At 64.7% G+C, this 18,525-nt stretch carries 24 protein-coding genes and 2 pseudogenes; 13 read left to right on the top strand and 13 right to left on the bottom strand.

Annotation, left to right across the window (positions count from 1 at the left end; genetic code table 11):
* Position 1 precedes the first annotated feature (1 nt).
* The 7 genes and pseudogenes from ABEA67_RS19505 to ABEA67_RS18525 form a co-directional block, all read right to left on the bottom strand.
* Complete coding sequence (locus tag ABEA67_RS19505; protein WP_425557224.1) at positions 2 to 295, bottom strand: hypothetical protein; 294 nt, start codon at positions 293 to 295, stop codon at positions 2 to 4.
* Positions 296 to 297: 2 nt separating this feature from the next.
* Positions 298 to 919, bottom strand: a pseudogene (locus tag ABEA67_RS18550) (Rad52/Rad22 family DNA repair protein); the annotation flags it as partial.
* Positions 916 to 1,146 (bottom strand): hypothetical protein, encoded by a 231-nt coding sequence (locus ABEA67_RS18545; RefSeq protein WP_345468193.1) that lies wholly within the window; start codon positions 1,144 to 1,146, stop codon positions 916 to 918. The gene ABEA67_RS18545 and the pseudogene ABEA67_RS18550, both read right to left, overlap by 4 nt.
* The gene (locus ABEA67_RS18540) at positions 1,146 to 1,682 is read right to left on the bottom strand and encodes a hypothetical protein (RefSeq protein ID WP_345468192.1); all 537 of its coding nucleotides are present in this window, start codon (positions 1,680 to 1,682) and stop codon (positions 1,146 to 1,148) included. Before ABEA67_RS18540 ends, ABEA67_RS18545 begins: the two co-directional genes overlap by 1 nt.
* Positions 1,658 to 2,059, bottom strand: coding sequence for a hypothetical protein (locus ABEA67_RS18535; protein WP_345468190.1), 402 nt, complete (start codon positions 2,057 to 2,059; stop codon positions 1,658 to 1,660). Before ABEA67_RS18535 ends, ABEA67_RS18540 begins: the two co-directional genes overlap by 25 nt.
* 287 nt (positions 2,060 to 2,346) lie before the next feature.
* Entirely contained in the window at positions 2,347 to 2,547 is a 201-nt protein-coding gene (locus tag ABEA67_RS18530; RefSeq protein WP_345468189.1) for a hypothetical protein, read from the bottom strand.
* Complete coding sequence (locus tag ABEA67_RS18525) at positions 2,544 to 2,813, bottom strand: helix-turn-helix transcriptional regulator (RefSeq protein ID WP_345468187.1); 270 nt, start codon at positions 2,811 to 2,813, stop codon at positions 2,544 to 2,546. Before ABEA67_RS18525 ends, ABEA67_RS18530 begins: the two co-directional genes overlap by 4 nt.
* A gap of 101 nt (positions 2,814 to 2,914) precedes the next feature.
* On the opposite strand from ABEA67_RS18525, the pseudogene ABEA67_RS19500 reads away from it, so the two are divergent.
* From ABEA67_RS19500 to ABEA67_RS18490, 8 genes and pseudogenes are all read left to right on the top strand, one after another.
* Positions 2,915 to 3,136, top strand: a pseudogene (locus ABEA67_RS19500) (helix-turn-helix domain-containing protein); the annotation flags it as partial.
* 105 nt (positions 3,137 to 3,241) lie between these two features.
* Positions 3,242 to 3,607: a S24 family peptidase gene (locus ABEA67_RS18520; RefSeq protein WP_345468184.1), complete on the top strand. Its 366-nt coding sequence runs from the start codon at positions 3,242 to 3,244 to the stop codon at positions 3,605 to 3,607.
* Positions 3,608 to 3,615: 8 nt separating this feature from the next.
* Positions 3,616 to 4,083 carry a LexA family protein gene (locus ABEA67_RS18515; protein WP_425557223.1) on the top strand — a complete coding sequence of 156 codons (468 nt, stop codon included), beginning with the start codon at positions 3,616 to 3,618 and terminating at the stop codon, positions 4,081 to 4,083.
* 124 nt (positions 4,084 to 4,207) lie between these two features.
* Positions 4,208 to 4,999, top strand: a complete 792-nt coding sequence (locus ABEA67_RS18510; RefSeq protein WP_345468180.1) for an excalibur calcium-binding domain-containing protein — start codon at positions 4,208 to 4,210, stop codon at positions 4,997 to 4,999.
* Positions 5,000 to 5,158: 159 nt separating this feature from the next.
* The gene (locus ABEA67_RS18505; protein WP_345468178.1) at positions 5,159 to 6,235 is read left to right on the top strand and encodes a DUF262 domain-containing protein; all 1,077 of its coding nucleotides are present in this window, start codon (positions 5,159 to 5,161) and stop codon (positions 6,233 to 6,235) included.
* Positions 6,232 to 6,993, top strand: a complete 762-nt coding sequence (locus ABEA67_RS18500) for an MAE_28990/MAE_18760 family HEPN-like nuclease (RefSeq protein WP_345468176.1) — start codon at positions 6,232 to 6,234, stop codon at positions 6,991 to 6,993. The genes ABEA67_RS18505 and ABEA67_RS18500 overlap by 4 nt, the downstream gene beginning before the upstream one ends.
* Positions 6,968 to 8,053, top strand: a complete 1,086-nt coding sequence (locus ABEA67_RS18495; protein ID WP_345468173.1) for a DNA cytosine methyltransferase — start codon at positions 6,968 to 6,970, stop codon at positions 8,051 to 8,053. The genes ABEA67_RS18500 and ABEA67_RS18495 overlap by 26 nt, the downstream gene beginning before the upstream one ends.
* Positions 8,054 to 8,084: 31 nt before the next feature.
* Complete coding sequence (locus tag ABEA67_RS18490) at positions 8,085 to 9,500, top strand: recombinase family protein (RefSeq protein ID WP_345468171.1); 1,416 nt, start codon at positions 8,085 to 8,087, stop codon at positions 9,498 to 9,500.
* Between the two features lie 470 nt (positions 9,501 to 9,970).
* On the opposite strand, the gene ABEA67_RS18485 is transcribed toward ABEA67_RS18490, so the two are convergent.
* Both ABEA67_RS18485 and ABEA67_RS18480 read right to left on the bottom strand, forming a co-directional pair.
* Positions 9,971 to 12,727, bottom strand: coding sequence for a class I SAM-dependent DNA methyltransferase (locus tag ABEA67_RS18485; RefSeq protein WP_345468168.1), 2,757 nt, complete (start codon positions 12,725 to 12,727; stop codon positions 9,971 to 9,973).
* Entirely contained in the window at positions 12,724 to 12,984 is a 261-nt protein-coding gene (locus ABEA67_RS18480; RefSeq protein WP_345468165.1) for a helix-turn-helix domain-containing protein, read from the bottom strand. Before ABEA67_RS18480 ends, ABEA67_RS18485 begins: the two co-directional genes overlap by 4 nt.
* Positions 12,985 to 13,090: 106 nt before the next feature.
* Here ABEA67_RS18480 and ABEA67_RS18475 point away from each other — a divergent pair, with 106 nt between their 5' ends.
* Genes ABEA67_RS18475 through ABEA67_RS18455 form a run of 5 tightly spaced genes read left to right on the top strand, consistent with a single transcriptional unit; the run spans position 13,091 to position 15,438 of the window.
* Complete coding sequence (locus ABEA67_RS18475) at positions 13,091 to 13,375, top strand: hypothetical protein (protein ID WP_345468163.1); 285 nt, start codon at positions 13,091 to 13,093, stop codon at positions 13,373 to 13,375.
* The gene (locus tag ABEA67_RS18470; protein ID WP_345468161.1) at positions 13,372 to 13,707 is read left to right on the top strand and encodes a hypothetical protein; all 336 of its coding nucleotides are present in this window, start codon (positions 13,372 to 13,374) and stop codon (positions 13,705 to 13,707) included. The genes ABEA67_RS18475 and ABEA67_RS18470 overlap by 4 nt, the downstream gene beginning before the upstream one ends.
* A complete protein-coding gene (locus tag ABEA67_RS18465; RefSeq protein WP_345468159.1) occupies positions 13,704 to 14,180 on the top strand; it encodes a BTB/POZ domain-containing protein in 477 nt (158 codons plus the stop codon). The genes ABEA67_RS18470 and ABEA67_RS18465 overlap by 4 nt, the downstream gene beginning before the upstream one ends.
* A complete protein-coding gene (locus ABEA67_RS18460) occupies positions 14,180 to 14,548 on the top strand; it encodes a hypothetical protein (RefSeq protein ID WP_345468157.1) in 369 nt (122 codons plus the stop codon). The genes ABEA67_RS18465 and ABEA67_RS18460 overlap by 1 nt, the downstream gene beginning before the upstream one ends.
* Positions 14,545 to 15,438 (top strand): DUF3560 domain-containing protein, encoded by an 894-nt coding sequence (locus ABEA67_RS18455; RefSeq protein WP_345468155.1) that lies wholly within the window; start codon positions 14,545 to 14,547, stop codon positions 15,436 to 15,438. Before ABEA67_RS18460 ends, ABEA67_RS18455 begins: the two co-directional genes overlap by 4 nt.
* Positions 15,439 to 15,545: 107 nt before the next feature.
* Here the strand turns inward: ABEA67_RS18455 and ABEA67_RS18450 are convergent, their stop codons facing one another.
* From ABEA67_RS18450 to ABEA67_RS18435, 4 genes are all read right to left on the bottom strand, one after another.
* Positions 15,546 to 16,256 (bottom strand): hypothetical protein, encoded by a 711-nt coding sequence (locus ABEA67_RS18450; protein WP_345468152.1) that lies wholly within the window; start codon positions 16,254 to 16,256, stop codon positions 15,546 to 15,548.
* 273 nt (positions 16,257 to 16,529) lie between these two features.
* The gene (locus ABEA67_RS18445) at positions 16,530 to 17,117 is read right to left on the bottom strand and encodes a restriction endonuclease (protein ID WP_345468150.1); all 588 of its coding nucleotides are present in this window, start codon (positions 17,115 to 17,117) and stop codon (positions 16,530 to 16,532) included.
* Positions 17,118 to 17,152: 35 nt separating this feature from the next.
* The gene (locus ABEA67_RS18440) at positions 17,153 to 18,205 is read right to left on the bottom strand and encodes an excalibur calcium-binding domain-containing protein (protein WP_345468148.1); all 1,053 of its coding nucleotides are present in this window, start codon (positions 18,203 to 18,205) and stop codon (positions 17,153 to 17,155) included.
* The gene (locus tag ABEA67_RS18435) at positions 18,202 to 18,495 is read right to left on the bottom strand and encodes a DUF3006 domain-containing protein (RefSeq protein WP_345468145.1); all 294 of its coding nucleotides are present in this window, start codon (positions 18,493 to 18,495) and stop codon (positions 18,202 to 18,204) included. Before ABEA67_RS18435 ends, ABEA67_RS18440 begins: the two co-directional genes overlap by 4 nt.
* Positions 18,496 to 18,525: the final 30 nt, after the last annotated feature.

Genomic DNA, 18,525 nt, shown 5'->3' with positions numbered 1-18,525 from the left:
CTCAGCCCACCGCCCCCAGCACCTCGGCCTCCCCCGGCAGGCCGGCAGGATTCGCGCGCCACTGGTCGAGCAGCGTCTTGGGTTTCAGGCACCGCTGGAGGGCGTTCAGGACCCTGCGGCCCTCCGCCTCCGTCAGGTCCGCGCTGGTGGCGAGCGGCGCGTCCCGGCGCTCGGCTAGCCAGGACGTGAACGCCAGCCGTGTGGGCCGGTCCAGGCCCCAGCGTCCGCCTTCCAGGTGCGCGGCAATCTGGCCCTTGGTGGTCTTCGTGATGGGGTCAATAGGGGGCGTCGGCAAGTCGCCCTCCGCTTCGGCTTCACGGGATGTCGTGGTGGACTGCCGTGGGGGATGCACGCTGTTCAGCGCGGCTTTGAGGTGCTTGTAGACCTCGCGCTGGAGGTCCACGTCCTCGGGCAGCTCGTACCGGAGTTGCTCCATCGTCTGCACGATGTGCGCGCCGCCGGGGGTGCGCTCGTGCTCGGCGCGCGCCCACTCCGGCAGTTCGGGCACGCGCACCGGCTCGCGCTTCTGGTCGTCCCAGTCCACCCACTGCTTGGGGAGGTCGTACAGGTAGCGCCCGATGCCGAAGTGGACCGCGCAGCGCTTCAGCGCGTCGGAGGCCGCGGCCTTGAGCGTGCCCGCCTCGCTGGCGGTGTCTGCCTCCCCGATGTCCGAGCGGGAGACGCCCAGCACGGTGAGCGTGCCCTTCACGGTGGGGATGGGGGCACCGGGGACCACCTCGACGTCGAAGGCCCACAGGTCCGGGCACAGGGCGTCCAGCCGGTCCATCACGGCGCGGGCGTCGATGTAGGCCATCAGCAGGGCGCGGGTGCGGTCCTTGGTCATCGCGCCGGGCTTCCAGTTGACGAGGTGGGCGGGGAAGGGCGCACTCAGGCGCTTCTGAACGTCGGAGAGTTTCACGGCAGCTCCTGGGGCACGGCGGCCTGAATGCGGCGGATGACGCACAGCGCGGCCAGCGCACCGGCGTACTCGACGGCGGCGACCAGCAGCAGTTGGGGGTGGTCGGCAGCGGCCCAGGCCATGTGCAGGCCCAGCACCGCGAACAGGGCGGCCAGCAGCACCAGCGGCGTGACCAGCAGCAGGCCGAGCGGCCCGAAGCCGAGCTGCGAGCGGAGGTAGGCGCGCATCACAGCCGCCCTTCCAGGCAGGGCGAGCAGATGAGGCCCGTGCAGGCCGCGCCGCACCCAGCCTCACTGCATGTGCCCAGGGGCGGGGTCTGCGGCACTGGAGCCGCCTGGGGCTGGCCGCAGCCCTCCTCGGGGCAGCAGGGCAGGCTGGCGTCATAGGGCATCCCGCACGCCTTGCACCAGGCGCTGGGGCGGTAGCCGCTGCCCACGGTGGGACGCAACGGGGCGGGCAGGGCCTCGCGCAGCAGCTCAATCTGCTGGAGGTTGCGGAGGGCGTGGTCGGTGGTCACGACCTCCGCACTCTCGGCCAGCAGCTCGTTACAGGTATTCCGCAGGGCCAGCAGCTCGATGCGGCTCAGGTTCTTGCACCCATGTGGCACGTCGTCTTCATGGACGTTGGTATCTGGCTCCCACAGGGTCAGGCGGTAGGGCTGTTCGGGGGCATACATGAGGGCGTGGGGGTCGCGTTCCAGGCGCAACACCTCGACATGCCGGTAAACCTTGCCGCCGCTCACGCCGCCACCGCCTTCAGACATTCGCGCACCTTCGCCGCGTCGAGCGGCAGCCCGGCGCATGCCACTTCCGGCCACCAGTGGTTCCCTCGCGGCCAGGTTGTCGGGACCTTGATGGGCCGCAACCACAGGTGGACGCCATGCTCGACCTGCACGCGCTCGATGGTCTGGTGGAGTTCGCCTTCCAGGCAGGTCATGTGCCGCACGTAGCAGACGCGGCCGCTTGCCGTGTTGCCCAGCCAGCCCGGCTCGAAGGTCAGGTGCAGCCAGCCGGGGCAGGCGCTGTCCGGGTGGTACCAGACGCTGTGCCGGAAGAGGCGGCGCGTGCTGTCTACCAGGGTGGACACGGGCACCTTGAACGCTGGGGGGGTGTTGGGGATGCTGCTGAGCTGCTGTATCATCCGGCTACCTCGTCGGCAATAACGGGTGGGCGCGTGTTTCGGACGCGCCCGATTTCGTTTGTCAGGCCAGCCACCCGCGCTCGTCACCGGTCGGCAAACCGGGAGCGCGGCCGTGGAGCGTCACTCGTGTGCGATTCCCCACATTGGGGGTGTTGCTGGGTGTACGATGCACGTAGAAGCCTCCTCTTTGAGGGGCCTGCGAACCCACAGTTTTGCCGACGGGGGGTTAACAGGTTTTCGGGGTTTCAGAGACGCGCGACCTTCGGGCCGTGCGTTTTCCTTTGGCTTCAGCCCGCCTGTTGGTCGGGCCGCTCGTTACGCGCCTGGGGCGCGGGGTGAGTGGGAAGGGGATGGGGCACCAGGCCCCGGACGTCCTGACCTGCTGCTGCCGCCTGGTCCAGTGCCCACGCGCCGAAGTGGTGGGCGATGACCGGGCAGGGGTCGCGGGTAATACGGACTTCGGTGATGGCGTTGGAACGGCGGGTCATGCGGGAATCGACTCCCCCTGCTCTAGCAATTCTTTGCTAAATGCAGTGTCCCAAAGGGCTTCGATGGGGACCGCCAACGCTTTCGCCAGCGGCCCGGCAACGCTCACTGCAGCATCTTCCAGGTTCCCACGCTCCTGCTTTTGAATCGTTGAAAGAGCAACGCCGGAGGCCTCCGACAGCTCCTGCTGTGTCATACGCCGCCACTTACGCAGGGCCTGGAGCTGGCTCAGGCCGTATGTCTTCGGGCCTACGGAGTGTTCTTCCATAAGCACACTTTAGCAGGATTTAGCTAGCAATTCAATGCTAGAGATTTTTCTGAGTAGCTCCTCCGGAACTCCGTGTGTAGCATTACCGTACTAGCAAGGAGATGCTAAACCCCCAGATGCCAAAGCCGCGTGCCAGAGCGAATCTGAAAGCCATACCCGAATGGGCAGAGGCTCTCCGTGAACGTCGTGTACAGCTAGGTCTCTCGCAAGAAGAGGTTATGGCTCGTACGGAGTACACCGTCGCCCAGCGCAGTATTTCCGCCCTGGAAACGGGCACCTCTCCCCTAACGGGGATGGCGATTGGGCGAGTCGTCGCCCTTGCCCGCGCCCTCGGCTGGACGTTGGCCGAGATGCAGCGGGCCACTGGCGTCGATCTAGGCATTGTGGATGCCACCTTGGTCGGCGAAGGCAGTGCCGATGTGTATCCCTTGAAGGCAGCGCTCACCCCCGACACGCCCGGTCCTGCTGTGGACCACGAGGCCGTCATGCCTGGCATCGGGCAGCCGCTGCTCCTCCGGGCCGATACCGACGAGATGCAGGGCACCAGCCCCGCCAGCATCCGCCCTGGCGATTACCTCCACATCGACCGGAAACAGACCACTCTGGACGAGGGGCGGGTGTACGTCATCACGGACACCGATGGCGTGCACGTCCGTCTGTACACCACCACACGCCTCGGCTCCGTCTTCCGGGCGGAGAACCGGCAGTACGAAGACATCCCTGCCAATGAAGCCCACGTCATCGGCCTGGTCGCTGGCGTGACCAGCGATTACAGCCCACAACTGCTGAACTAAAGGAGACTTTGCCCTTGCCGTCCTGCTTTCTACCCAAACGTTATGCTCCCAGCAAAGCCCCCGTCCTGGGCTTAATCAGCGCCGGAAGTCCTCTGGATCCAACGCCTTTTCCTGTGCGTCGCCGCATGCCCATCCCGCCCGGGTTCCGCCGGTTCGGGATGTTCGTTCTTCAGGTGGATGGCGACAGCATGACCCTCGCGGACGGCACCGGTATCACACATGGAGCGTTCGTGCTGGTGGACAGCAAGGACGTGCTGTCGGATACCGGACACACCTTTGCCTTCCGGCTTCCCGACGGCAACCTGGTGGTGAAGCGGCTGCGGCCCCACTGCGGGCGTCCGGCCATGTACAGCGACAATCCCGCCTACCCTCCGGTCCAACTCGACCGAACCATCCGCAACTGCGGACGTGTGTACGCCGTAAGCCAGGATGGGCGGCACTGGGAACACACCCGGTATCGACCCTGGGATAGGTGAGGGCGGTGCGCAAGAAGCGGGTACTGGGGACGTGGGGGGAGTGAGGGGCTTGCCGCAAGGTGACGGGCAAACTCGCGCGACAGAGAAGGCCAGGCGTGCTTCGCTGAATCAGGAGTCTCTGTTGATGAAGAAGCTGCTCACCCTCACCGTACTGACCTTGGCCTCTACCGGCGTGGCCGCAACCTCCAGCACTGGAAAACCCTGCGGGAACTCCTACATTCCCCAGAACTCCACCTGTCACGTCGGCACACCAGCGACCCCTCCCACTGCCCCGCGGCAGGCGGTCTGGTTTGCAAGCTGCCAGGCTGCGAGAGCGGCGGGGCGCTATGACATTCCCCGCAGCGACGGGGCCTACAGCGCCCACCTCGACCGCGACCACGACGGCCTCGCCTGTGAGAGCAACGGGGATGACAACGACAACTACAACTTCAACCCCTACAACACGGGTCCCCGGGACCCGAACGCCACCCAGTCCACCGGCAGCGCCCCCGCTGTCCAGGTCAACTATGGGGCCGCATCGCCCGTCTCACCAGACCCGGCTGCCATGAAGCTCTACCGGGTCGTTCAGGTGCTGGACGGTAGCCACCTGGTCCTGAACGCCGACTACACGGATTTCCCGGCCGAACTGATCGGCGTGCAGGTGCCGAAGGGGCAAGAAGTTGCGGCAACAGCCTGGCTCACGAAGGCGCTGCCGGTGAACACGTTGGTCTATGTCGAGCAGGACAAGGCGGCCTACGCGCCGAGTCGGGCGATGTGGGTTTACATCTGGCAGGACCAGCAGCTTGTAAACGCCCAGCTCGTGCTGGCTGGGCTGGCAACGGCAGTCGAGGGTGGCCCCAACACCAAGTACCTGAGCTACTTCCAGGCGGCGCAGGCGAGTGCGAAGGCAACTGGGCTGGGGGTCTGGCAGCCGTGAGGGGTGGGGTGCGGGAGGCATGTGGGGCGGGGCTGACGCCGCGGGTGGTGGCGTGGTGAAGTTCCGGCGTGAGGCACCGACGCCGTTTCCTCGCCTGCACGGTGAGTCACAGCTCGTCTTGGCCCATTCGAGCTACCCACAACATAAGGAGTGGACATTATGACCATGCTTCCGCTGTTCCTGAGAACCAAGGAGGAAGTCGAAGCCGCCGAGGCCCAGATTGCCGAAAAGACGAAGAGGATTGATTATTTTATTACTGAGTACACGATTGAGCATCTCGCGCAGAAAGTCCACGAGAACGAATACACTATTCCTGGCTATCAACGCGAATACACCTGGGATTCTGAGCGCAAGTGGCGGTTTATCGAGTCTCTGCTGATCAATCTGCCCGTGCCATTCATCTTCTTCTTTGAGAATCCAGTGGATGGCAAACTGGAGATTGTAGACGGCTCCCAGCGCCTCCGAACCCTAGCCGAATTCGTCTACGGTGATTTGGCGCTCGGTGAACTTGACAAGCTCTCCGCCTCATCAGGGTTTATGTTTCGAGATTTCTCTGAAGCGAGAAGGCGCAAGTTTCTGAATCGGTCGATTCGCGGCATTGTACTGAACGAACACGCGGACGATGAGGCAAGGTTCGATCTCTTCGATAGGATAAATACTGGCAGCTTGACTGCGAACCCAGCAGAGGTCAGACGCGGCGCATTGCCTGGTCTATTTACGGATTTAGTAATTGAACTGGCCAAAGATCCACTCTTTGTAAACCTGACGCCCGTACCAGAGAAACAGGTGAAAACTCGGGAGCGCGAAGAACTAGTTACCCGCTTTTTTGCCTACGGTGACGGCTTAGAAGACTACGCAGACGAAGTAACACCCTTCCTGTTCCTATACACGAAACAGATGAATGATATGTTTTCCAGCAACGAAGACTTAATTATTCAATATGAGCATCGGTTCCATGAGATGACAGGATTTGTGCGGGATTACTTTCCCTACGGCTTCCGCAAATCGCCTAATGGCCGCGCTAGCCCCCGCGCACGCTTTGAGAGCATTGCGATTGGTACGTCCCTCGCCTTACGTGAGCGTCCAGGTCTAACCCCAAATCGTCAGCAGATTGCCGCGTGGATAGCCTCGGAGGAGTTCGCAGGGGTAACAGGTTCTGATGGCGCGAATGGAATCAATCGCCTGAAGGCACGTCTTTCATTTGTGCGTGACAGATTGCTGGAAAACTCACGATGAGAATTGATGACTCCCGTCAGATTTTTGAAGAGCGCGTTGGCGAGATTGGGGAGTTTCTGGATTTTATCGGCGCTACCACTTCTGAGGTGGGCCGAGCTAGAATCACACCCACACAACAAAGGATTCTTTTCTCTACCATATATCTACTTCTTTATAATCTTATTGAATCTACAATTGCCAAGAGTACACAGGCAATTGTAGAACATATGATTGAGGACGGCTCTTGGACACTTGCCGACCTGTCAGATGAAATGTTGGTGGAGTGGACGAGAAGCAATGCCAAGACGCATATGGAAATGAACTATGAACGCCGCCTTGAAGACACCGCCGCTGTTATCAAGGAGGCATTTGGCGGAGGTGCATTAAGGGCATTTAGGATTGACAAAGGCGGCGGCGGGAACTGGGATGATGAAGAAATATACAAGTTTGTCACTAAACGGATAGGAATGGCCTTCGATATTTCACCAGAAACCAATGCAATGGTCAAAAGGCCCGTTATCGAAAGACAAAGCATTATGAAAGCTATCGTCTCCATGAGGAATAGCATGGCACATGGCGATTTATCGTTCAGCGAGTGCGGCTCCAATGTAACCATTGAGGATCTACAGGATTACGTTAATAGGGTAATATCTTATCTTAGGGAAACCATTGACTCTTTTGAGAGATATATTGTAAACTATGCTTATCTTAAACCAGACTCTAGGCCAGCAACTGACATGGGCGAGGGAAGTGATGGGGCAAACGCAGAAAACATCTAAAAATGAAATAGTCGGTGTCGACCTTTTCTCTGGTGCAGGCGGCCTAACACACGGCATGTATCTTCAGGGCATCAATGTAGTTGCGGGGATTGATATTGATCCGTCGTGCCGCTATCCCTATGAGACGAACAACCCTGCTCGTTTCATACAAAAGAGCGTGGAGGACGTAACCGTCCAGGAGTTAGCTGACTTCTACAAAAATGCTCAAATTCGACTTCTGGCTGGGTGCGCCCCCTGCCAGCCCTTTTCCACCTATAGTCAACGCGGGCGCGCTCAGCGTGGCGGTGAGGACTGGAAGCTGGTACTGGACTTTGGACGACTCGTACGGGACACCCAACCGGAACTTGTGACGATGGAGAACGTCCCGCAACTCCTACAGCACAACGTCTTCCAAGAATTCCTTGACTTCCTAGAAGGCTACCAGCTCTGGTACGGCGTTGTGGATTGCGTTGAGTATGGCTTGCCCCAGACGCGCAGGCGCTTGGTGCTGCTAGCCTCTAAGCTCGGCAGCATCCGCATCTTGACCCCCGAGGAGTTCGGCCGGGCACGTCGAGTAGTACGGGAAGCTATTGTTGACTTGCCCCCCTTAGAAGCAGGCGGCCAGCACCCAGACGACCCACTGCATATCTCATCCAGATTAAGCGAGCTGAATCTCCGCCGCATCCGCCAAGCACGCCCAGGTAAAACTTGGCGAGACTGGGAAGACCAGTCCCTCGTTGCCGCCTGCCACCGGAAGGCAACAGGCGAAACCTACCCAAGCGTGTACGGGCGTATGGAATGGGAGCAGCCCAGCCCGACAATCACAACGCAGTGCTTTGGCTTTGGCAATGGACGTTTCGGCCACCCGGAGCAGGACCGAGCTATCTCACTGCGTGAGGCTGCCATTCTCCAAAGCTTCCCAAGAAACTATCAATTCGTTGCACCCGGACAGAAAGTGAATCTTGTAAAGGTCGGACGCATGATCGGTAACGCAGTGCCGGTTATGATCGGCGAACTAGTTGGTAAATCTCTTAGGCATCATGTCAATGGAATCCAGCGGGTAGATGCAAGCTCAGCCTAAAAGCACAACAGTCCCTCTGTAGGAGTTCTGAATGACCCACCCTGCCGCCCTCTACATCAGGGTCTCTTCACACCTCCAGGCACGCGACGACCGCTACGGCCTCGCCCGCCAGGAGGCCGAGAGCCGCGCCTACGCTGTCCGCACTGGCCTGGCCATCCCCGAGGGCGCTCTGTACACAGACGTCATCACTGGGCGCAGCGAGACGCGAGAAGGTCTAGAACGGCTAAAGGCGGACCGGGACAAATACAGCGCCATCATCACCAGCGAGGCCGACCGCCTGGGCCGTACGCCGCTTGCCGGGCACCGGATCCTCGAAGAGTTGCTCGGCCTCGGCCTCCACGTCCACAACGCCACGGACGGCCATTACAACCCGGATGACGACGCCAGCGTGCTGACCTTCGACATGCGGATGGTCATCGCACACCAAGAGCTGCGCCAGATCAAACGCCGGATGCTGGGTGGGAAGCTGGCTGCCGCCGAGAAGGGGTTGATCATCCCTCACGGGTGGCGCTGCTACGGGTATCGCCAGGCTTACGACCTGGAAGGCGGCAAGGCGGTGCGGCGCATCGAGGTCGATGAGGCGGAGGCAGCCATCGTCCGCGAGATGTTCCATCGCCTGGCGGGTGGCGAGACGACCGGCAAGATCGCTGACGACCTGAACGCCCGCAATGTCCCCAGCGCCATGAATGCGGTCTGGCATCCGCAGCGCGTCTGGTACATCGCGCAGAACACGGCCTACAAGGGCGAGGCCCGGATGACCCTCCGGCACGCCAAGCGGGAGTTCACCTTCACTGTCCCGGCCCTGGTAGACCCGAACACCTGGCAGCTCGCCCGCGACAGCCTGCGCCGCAAGCCCAGGAGGCACACCGAAACCTTCTGGCTGAACGGCATCCTCCGGTGCGCTGAGTGCGGCGGGGCCATGAGCGGCACGAACAGCCACGCCAGCCGCAAGAGCTACCGCCACTACCGCTGCTCGCGCGCCTTCAAGCACCGCCACTACGGGGACACGCCCACCTGCTCCCAGCGGACCCATTACCGCATGGACGACCTACACGCTCACGCTGAGCGCATTGTGCGCGAGATTGCTGAACACCCGGAGCGGTACGCACAGGCTGGGGCACCCACGCCACCCGACCACAGCCGGACGCTGAAGGAAATCGAGCGGCTGGAGGGGCAGCTCAAGCGGTACCTCACCGACTACCAGCGCGAGCTGCTGACCGGTGACGAGTACGCCCAGCTTCGGGACACGGCCCGGCGGCAGGTTGAGGCGCTGCGGGCTGAGATGGCTCCCCCGCTGGTGGTCAGCCTGCCCAACACGGCGGCAGCCCTGGAAGCCATCGGCAACCTGGTGCGCGAGGGCAGCCCGACGCGGGAGGTGCTGATGCGCTCCGGCACACGCCTGAGCATCGCGCCGGGTGGGGTGCTGGAGGTGGTGCTGCGGGTTTAGTTTCCTAATTCTGTCTCGCTGACTTGAAAGAGAAGGATGGAATTAGGAAGCTCTGCCTCCACCGCGTCCCGCATCTCCACGTACTGCTGGAGCATTGGCGGCAGTGGGCCGTTTCCCGTGCCCTTCAACACGCGCTGTGGTACTTCCTTGGTCCGGGGCACCTCGACAGAATAGCGGTGAAGCCGCCCAGGAAGGCGGCTTCAAGCACGATGGGGGCAGAGTTAAAAGCCCTCAATGGTCCGGCTGACACTCTGCACAGCGGGCCAGGCCACGAAGACGAGGAGAAGCACTATCAGCAGCACCATGCCAGCCGTTGCCCAGAAGTGGGGGCCGAAGGGGGAGCTGGGCTTCTCGGGCCGCCGAGTCACACTTGCTCCCGGCAGTGCCTCTCTCAGCAGCCGGAGCTGTTCAGCGTTGGCAGCAGCATGGCGGTCGTGTTCGTTCAGGCAAGCATGGTGGCATGTTCAGGGTCACGTCGTGGGTGCAGATGCGCGCTCCCCGTTCAGCGCCAGCAGCCGCGCCAGCACCTCACCCTCGCTCAGCGGCCACTCCCAGCCGTAGGCGGCGGCCACAGCTTCATCAAGGCGGGCATGGGCGGCCACCAGGGGTGCAGCGGGGTGTGCTGTGTCCGGCGCGGCCCGTAGGCGTTCCACCTCGTTGTACAGGCCGGTCAGGGTAGCCCTTTCATCCTGCGCCAGCAGGTGTTCCCTGAGCTGGACCACATACCGGGCCCACTTCTCGACTTCTGCCCGCTGCTCCGGGCCTGGCTGGGGGAAGGGGAAGGTTTCAAAGCAGGTGGAGGGGGTGTAGCGGGGGCGGTCCTCCAAAGCCGTGCCCAGAGTCCAAGCCCAGCTCCGGTGAATGCTGGACGCCAGCACACCAAAGGTGAAGTCATCATCGCGGGCAATCACTACAACCTGGCTGTCGGGAAGGGTTCCTTCGGGGAGCCAGACGGGGAGCAGGTGCTTGGCGACCCGGGGAATGCCGGTGAAGCGCGGGAGTCCTGCCAGGGCCCGGCGCATTCCAGGCCGAGCTTCTTGATGCCGCCACCAGTACCGCGCGTGGCCTGCCCTATTCAGCCCTGCGCGGGTAGGCTTCACCTTCTCCACCACGTAATCGAAGGGGGCGACATACTGGGCCGCTTCTGCCTCCGTCATCTGCCCGAAGTCCACAATCCAGCGACCGCTGGGCCGCCGCGTCAGATCCATCCCGTTCACCCATGGCTTGACCACGTCGGCATTGCTCACGCCGTCCGGGTTGGGCAGGTTCAGCCACTGCCGGGCCAGGTCGCCGGGAATGTCGAAGTCACCACCTTTCTGGGTGCCGATGAAGCTGAGACCCGCATTATCTGGGAGGGGCACAGCGGCGCTGACGTCCACCCGCACGCTGAGGTCGGCATTGATGCTGGGCACCTCGTTGCCGTTCAGAGTCCTGACCGACTCGCTTCCATCGCCAAACCCAAAGAGGCTCACCCTCACTGCCGCCCCGTCCTGCATCCACGGCTCATCCGGCCAGGCCATGAAGATGTCCCCGCTGGCCTTGATGCGTTCCAGCACCACGCGGTTCTTCCCGCCGCGGATGCTGTTGGTGGTCACGAACCCAGCCCGCGTCGTGACGCCTGCTTCCACCATCGCCCGCGCTTTCTCCGGCCAGTAGCACACCAGGTCACTCTGCCCCGGCAGCCGGTCCCCGTAGACGCGGCGAAGCGTGGCGGTGTACTCCCGCCCTAGGCTCCCGGCCATCTTCTTGTCTCCCAGAAACGGCGGGTTGCCCACGATGAACTCGGCTTCCGGCCATACTGTTTCCGTGCCGTCCGGGTTCAGGAGGGCGTCCCGGTGCGCGATGGTGTTCAGGCGTTGCAGCACGGGCGTCTCCCACTCACCCCCATGCGCGGCCTTCCACTGGAAGAAGGCAATCCAGGCCGACACGCTCGCCAGCTCGTGGGCGAACGCCTCCACCTCGATGCCCAGCAGCTGCCGGGGATGGACTCTCGGCGGCATGGCGAACGGCCCCGCGCCCAGTTCAAAGGCCAGCGAGCGCACCTCGTGCTCCAGGTCGAGCAACTGCCCCAGCGTCACCACCAGGAAGTTGCCGCTCCCGCAGGCCGGGTCAAGCACGGTCACTTGGGCAAGCCTGTCATGGAAGGCCCTTACCACCTCCAGCGCTGCCGCCTTCCCACCCCGCTTCCCGCTCAGCGCATCCGCCTGCGCCTTCACCTCGGCCCATTCCCGGCGCAGGGGCTGCATCACCACCGGCTCGACGATGCGCAGGATGTCCGGCACGCCGGTGTAGTGCGCGCCGCGCCGGCTGCGGGTGGCCGTGTCCAGGCTGTTCTCGAACAGGGTGCCGAAGATGGCGGGTTCCACCTCTGCCCAGTCCAGCGTGGCGGCGGCCAGCAGGGCGTCCGCGTCCTCGCGGGTGATGCCCAGCGCTGCCGAGTCGTCGAACAGGCCGCCGTTGAAGTGCCGGATGTCGGTGCCCCAGAACTCCCCGCCGTGCTGCATGGCGCTGAACAGCTCCTGGAAGTAGCCCTGTGAACGGTCCGGGTACTCGCGGGCCCGCGCCAGGAGCCGGGTGAGCAGGCCGCGCTCCAGCAGGCCGACGTCCTCGGCGAACATGGCGAAGACGACCCGCATCAGGAAGTGGGCCGCCTGGGTCTGGGGCACGCCACGGGCCGCGAGCGCCTGCGCCACTTCCCCGATGCGGGCGGTGGCGTCCTGGGTGACCCGCTCACGGAGCTGCCGGGGGTCGAGCCTGTTGGGGTCCTGAAAGCAGGCGCGCAGGGCAGCGAGGGCGGTCAGGTCGCCGCCGACGGGAGCGTCCCGCTCGATGTCATCCAGCGTGATGCGCATGGCCCTGGGGCTGCTGCCGGTGAAGTTGGTGTGAATCTCAATAGTGGCGAGGTCGCTGACCAGCAGCAGGGGCGGGTTGCCCAACTCGCGGGCGTAGAGCAGGGCCTGCTGGAGGGCCTTCCCCAGGCTCTTGCCCTGGGCCTTGTACTCGGTGATGAAGTGGTCGCGGTAAAACACGTCCGCGAAGCCCGTCTCGCCTGTTCCGGCCTTCTTGACGTGTTTCTCAAAGGCGTAGTCCTCGCCAGTCAGGTCGCTGCTGGGGGTCGGCTCGCCCAGCAGCAGACACAGGTCGCGCCAGTGCTCCTGGTAGGCAGCGCGTTCACTGAGCTTGGGTGCCAGCTCGCGCCACTTGCGGGCGAACTCCTGGGGGGTCACTCCTGTTCCTTTTCCTGTACCACCAGCTCCAAGTTTAAAGCGTCAAGGAGATCCACCAGACTCTGGGGGATCTGGCCCCGGCGTCCTGAAAGCAGCGCAGCAACGGCAGGCTGTGAAATCCCCAAGCGCTCCGCCAGCGACGACTGGGTGAGCCTAGGCGAGTGCGTTTCCATGGCATGGCGCATCGCTTCCCGAATCCGCCGATCAACAGGCGAGAGGCCATCAGACATGCCAGCATCATAGCTTGCCATAAACATATTGACTATTATAACCATATCGGTTATAGTGTCCACATCAGAGAAGGGCGCTTCCTCGACCAAGATTCCGCGCCCTCCCTGAAATCCCCCCTAGCAGGAGAACCACATGCAGGATACCAGCCCGATCAACGTCACCCGCACCTGGAAGCTCGACCTCTACGCCGGTTGGGGCGAAGGCAGCAGCGCCAGCGTCCACATGGGGACGCGCACCGTCAGCCTCTCCGGCGGGCGCGACGCTCGCGGCCAGATGCTCCCCCTGACGGCCACGGTGGACGGCCAGCCCGCCACCGCTCAGGAAGCCGTCGAGCTGCTGGAGTGGGCGAAGGCCGAAGGCCGCGTGACGCTGCTCAGCGAAGAGCGCACCACCCCCACCGGGACGGTGGCCGCATGACCGTCCTCACCGCCCAGGCCCTCGACCTCGCCACCGCCGAGCTGGTGCGCGCCACCCGCGAGTATGCCCGCAGCGCCCAGATGGAAGCCGACGTCCGCTTCGAGCTGGAGTTTGCCGAGGCGCACGCTCTCGCAGAAGGTGTCGAGGGCAGAAACGAGGCAGAACGCAAGGCCAATCTCCGCCTCGCCCTGGCTGAGGAATACAGCGCTCTCAAGGCTGCCCAGGACGGCCTGCGGGATGCCCGCCGTGACCTCGACGTCGCCCAGGCGCTGGTGAGCAGCCTACGCTCCCAGCTTCGACTGCTGGAAGTCATGCGGGAGGTCGCGCTGTGATTCCCTCTTTCCGGTTAGGCCGTTACCAGCGGCACGCGGCCCTGGCGGCCCTGGCCACCCTGCTCAGTCGGGGGGAGGAGGTTCCCTCTTCCCTCCCCCGCACCCTCACGCGCCGCCTCAGTGAGGTCCGCACCATGCACGTCCTGCTGTCCAACGACGGCGAGGTGCTGGAAGTGCACCGCTCCCTCCTGGCCGGGTGCTGCGCCTATATGGCTGTCCACCTGGACCGGGACGAGCTGGCCGACCTCGCTGCCGAGCTGCGTCGCGAGTACCGCGTGAGCCGGGGCGAGGTGTCGGTGCGCCTCCACGCCCCCACGCCTGCCGCCGCCGCCGTGAAGGCCGGTCCCCTGCTAGGCGTGCCCGCCGAGACCGCCGTGCAGGTCGGGGACGTCCACTGGGAGGTTTTCGTCTCCCGGCAGGGGGTCGGCACGTTCGGGTATCAGGACACTCTGGTCGTCGAGGCGGTGGCCTGATGCCGCGCCCCGACCTGGAAGCCGCGCGAGCTGCTGCGCTCGCCGCCCTGGGCCGGGGTGCCGAGCGCACCCTGGAAAAGCTGGAGGCGGCCGGGCTGGTCGTCGTGCGGCTGGCCGACCTGCCCACTGCCGGGGCGGGTACCCGCACCCTCACCGACGTCGAGCTGGAGATTCCCGAGGACTGGCGCGAGCCGTGGTCCGCCCTGGTCATCACTGACACCGAGGCGCTGGATCTGCACGCCCTGCTCGCCGCCGTGCCCTCAGTCCGCGAGGCCGTCCACCTGGGCCGCATCATGGGGCACCGCGTGGACGTGGAGATTGACGAGGCAGAGGGCCTCATCATGCGCGCCTGGACGGTGGAGTCGTGACCGGCGAGCGCGAGCCGCTCGGGAGCGCGACCTACAACATTGAGGACGACACCCTGCGCTGGATGCCCGGCGCGAGACTGGACGCCGACGAGTACACCCGCACCCGGAACGCCGGGTTCAAGTGGTGGCGCGGGCATGAGGCGTGGGTGGCGACCTGGACGCCCGAGCGTGAGGACTTCTTGCTGGAGTTCGTGGAAGGAATCGAGCACGAGGCAGACTCCGGCGACCCGGAGGCGAGGGTCGCCCGCTTCGCGGGCCGCGCCGCCGCCGCCGAAGGGCGGGCTGGGGCGAGGCGCGCGGCGGCCAGCAAGGGCCTGCCCCCGATGGGTGAACCCATCAAGGTCGGCCACCACTCGGAGGGCCGTCACCGCCGGGCTATCGAGCGCAGCGACCAGAACATGCGCAAGGCAGTCGAGGAGGGCCGCAAAGCGGACTACTGGCGGCGGCGCGCGGCGGGCACGGAGCGCCGGGCACGGCAGAAGAGCGACCCCAGCGTGGTGCGGCGGCGCATCGAGAAGCTGGAAGCGGAGCTGCGCCGGATGCAGCGGTCGCTGGAGGACCTGGACGCCCGCCCCGTGACACCGGAAACGGAGGCCGCGCACGAGCGCAGCGCGCTCCACTGGCACCGCTGGACTGCCCACCTGGAGCTGCGCCTCGCGTACGAGCGTGCCCGCCTGGAGAGCCTCTCCCCTGCGCCGTTCGCGCCGCCCGCCAGCTACCAGAAGGGCGACGTGGTCATCAGCAGTCGCTACGGCCGCTGCGAGGTGGTCCGCACTGGCCCGAAGAACGTTCGTGTGCGGATTCTCGAAGGCGGCGCGAGGGGCATGGAGTTCCTGGCACGGCCTGACGGGCTGCGCCGCCCCGACGAGGACGTGTCTACCAGCGGTTGACACTCGGCACGCACGTGGCCCCCGCTCCAGCACGGAGTCGGGGGCCTTGCCTTGGGCGACGAAAGCCCCGACCTCCGGGGTGGGAGGTCGGGGGCGAGTGGGGACGTTCAGACAGCCTGCGCGACCCACTGGGCCTTGGCCTGGTTGCGGGCACCCTTCACCTTCTCGCGGTACGCTTCGGCCTCCTGGCCGCTCAGCAGTTCCAGCCGGACCTCCTGGCCGTCGAGCACCAGGTTCCCGCGCTCGTTCAGGCAGGCCACCACCCAGAACTGGGCACCCTCGTGGTCCTGGGCGAGCGCGGCCAGCCAGCCGGTCTTGCAGGCCTGCCGCCCGGCCGCCGCCGCCGCCTCTTTGGTCTTGTGGGTGCTGGAGGGCGTGAAGCTCAGGTGCACGAGGGGGTTGCGCCCCTCGTCGTGCTCGGCGGCGGCCAGGCCCGCGAGGTTGCCCCCGCAGGGCGGCCCCCACTTGATGACGACCTTCGAGGCTTTCTCGGCGGTAGGCGCGGGCGTCGGTGCTGCCGGGACAGCCTCAGGCTCAGCGACCGGCGTTACCTCGACCTCGACCGCCGCGCCTTCCTGTTCCTCGACGCGCAGCTCGTCGGCCAGTGCCAGCGCCTCGGCGCGGGCGACCTCTTCTGCCTCAGCCTCTTCCTGGGCCTGGAGGATGAGACGCTTGATTTCGCCGGGGGTAACGCGCTGGCGGCCTTCGCCCTCGCCCAGGAAGAAGTCCTTGCTGGTGCGGGTGACGGTGAGGCCAGCAGCGGCAGATTCGGCAATCAGGGCGTCTTTGTCGGCGGCGGTCATCGGGGTCTTGGTCATAGTGGTTTTCCTCCGTCTAGGACAGCGTTTTCGCTTCCTTGGATGTCTGTAGTCTGAAGGTCGGCGGTCGAGAAGTAAAGTCGGAAAATCGAGGAAAACACCGTCTAGGACGGCTTGTTCGGTTCGACTGAACAGCCACTCCCCCAAGTTGACACCGACCTGCGGAAGTGGTGAAGGTCAAGTCCCCAACCAAACGCAATGTGTCCCCCTCCGCTCAGCCGCAAAGCCGAGGAGAGGGGGACACATTGGGCGTGGGTGCCGGTACTTTCAGGTTCAGGCAGGTAGCAGGTCACGCGGAGGTGCCTGTTTCTGCGCCGCCAGGGCCTGAAGCCGGAACAAATCGTCTGGCCCCCAGAGCGGCACCCCGTTCGCCCGCGCCAGTTCCCGCGCTGCCCGTGTGTATCCCGGCCCGCTGGTCACCACGACCGCGTGGGCGCAGCGGTAGAACGCCTTGCTTGCCACGATCTCCTGCACGGCCTTGTTGCCGACCGGGTTGCTGTACTTCTTGACCTGCACCGCTACCTTCGCGCCGCCCGGCCCGGTGGCAATCACGTCCGCGCCCTGGTCGGCACTCCCCCTTGTCGCCTCGGCCCGCCAGCCCGGCAGGGCATTCAGTACCTGGGCGACGTGCAGCTCCAGCTCACGCGGCGTAAGGGCCTGGAGGTCACGCAGGGCCAGGGCGCGGGTGCGCTTGGCCCTGGCTTGTGCAACCAACAGGACAACGGCCCCGACCAGTAGGAGCACCAGCACCGCGAACAGGCCCCATGCCCCGCTTATTCCGCTATAGAACAGCCCGAACAGCAACGCGAGGGTGACTACGGCTCTCGGGTCTTCCTTTTTCCTGCGCCTACGACGTGCCATAGGGGGAAGCTAGTGTGTCCGACCTCTCCGAAGTCTCACTCGCACGCCCGCCCGTCCCCGTCTCTATCCAGACCAGGCCGGTACCCCGGCTGCCCCCGCAGCAGCGGTGCCGCCCCTGCCACCCTGACGGCCGCACAGTTCGCGTAGTAGGCGCTGCCGGAGTTGGCTGGAGCTGGAGTCGGGGGAATCGCCGCTGGGGTTGCTGGACGTGGTGCCACTGGGGCTGGGCGCGATGCTGGGGGATTTGCTGGAACCACTGGTCCGTGTCCTGTCGTGATGGCGAACTGCCCGCTCGGCTGCACCACCACCGTCACCGTCCCCTCCCGGTCCGTGCGGTAGACCGTCGCACCGACCCGCTTGTACAGCGCCAGCGCCTCCGCGGTCGGGTGGCCGTAGCTGTTCGGGCCGACGCTGATGACCACGTTCCGGGGCCGGACAGCCGCCAACCACGCCGCGTTGTCGCCGTTTTTGGCCCCATGGTGAATCGACTTGTACACATCGATGGGACCGAGCGCCGAGGCTGGGTACTTCTTCAACCACCCCACCGTCTCTGCCGTCTCGCTGTCGCCGGTCATGAGAGCGTGGAACTTGCCGTACTGCACCAGCAGGCCCACCGAGTTCAGGTTCTGCTCGTTCCGGGGCATTCCGGCCGGCGGCGCGAGCACGGTCAATTTCACGCTCCCCAGGTTGATGGTCTGGTCCCGCGCTACCAGCCCCTGCGTGCCCGCCTGCTGGGCTGCCGTGACCAGCCGGTTCCAGGTCTGGGTCGTGCCGGCCAGCCCGTTATTCAAAAAGAACTTTGGCTTGAACAGCCGCACGGCCGGAATCAGCCCCGTGATGTGGTCGCTGTCGGCGTGGCTGGCCGCTACGAGGTCCAGGCTCTGCACGTTGTACAGGTTCAACAGGGCTTGGAGCCGCGGCTCACTGCGGCCGCCGTCATAGAGGACAGATTTACCTTCGGGGCTAGTGATGAGCACGGCGTCCCCTTGCCCCACGTCGAGGAAGCGAATGATCAAAGCGCCGGGAGCGGCCGCCTGTGCGGAAGCCAGGCCCAGGGAGAGGGTGGCCAGGGTCAGGACGTGCCTCACAAGTCCAACTCCCCGCTGGGGGTGGCTTGGTTCAAAGTGTCGAGCTGCTGCTGAGCAGTGCCCTGGCGGCGCTGGGTTTCGGCGTGGTCAATCTCGATGTCCAGGTCGCCACCGCTCACAGTGAGGCGCACGACATCCCCCTCCTGCACGCCGCAGGGCAGGCTGGCTAGGGGCCAGTCCTCGGTGCTGCCGTCCTCCCGCTCGACGCGGGCCAACCCTCCCTCGATGGCATCCACAATAAGCGTGCCTGTCAGGATGTCCGGCGTGGGTTCCTGCTCGTCTCGGGTCATGCCGCAAAGTAGCGCACGCAGGGCCTCACG

The sequence above is a fragment of the Deinococcus carri genome (genome assembly GCF_039545055.1).
Taxonomy (GTDB): domain Bacteria; phylum Deinococcota; class Deinococci; order Deinococcales; family Deinococcaceae; genus Deinococcus; species Deinococcus carri.
This window is presented reverse-complemented; position numbering and strand designations above follow the sequence as displayed.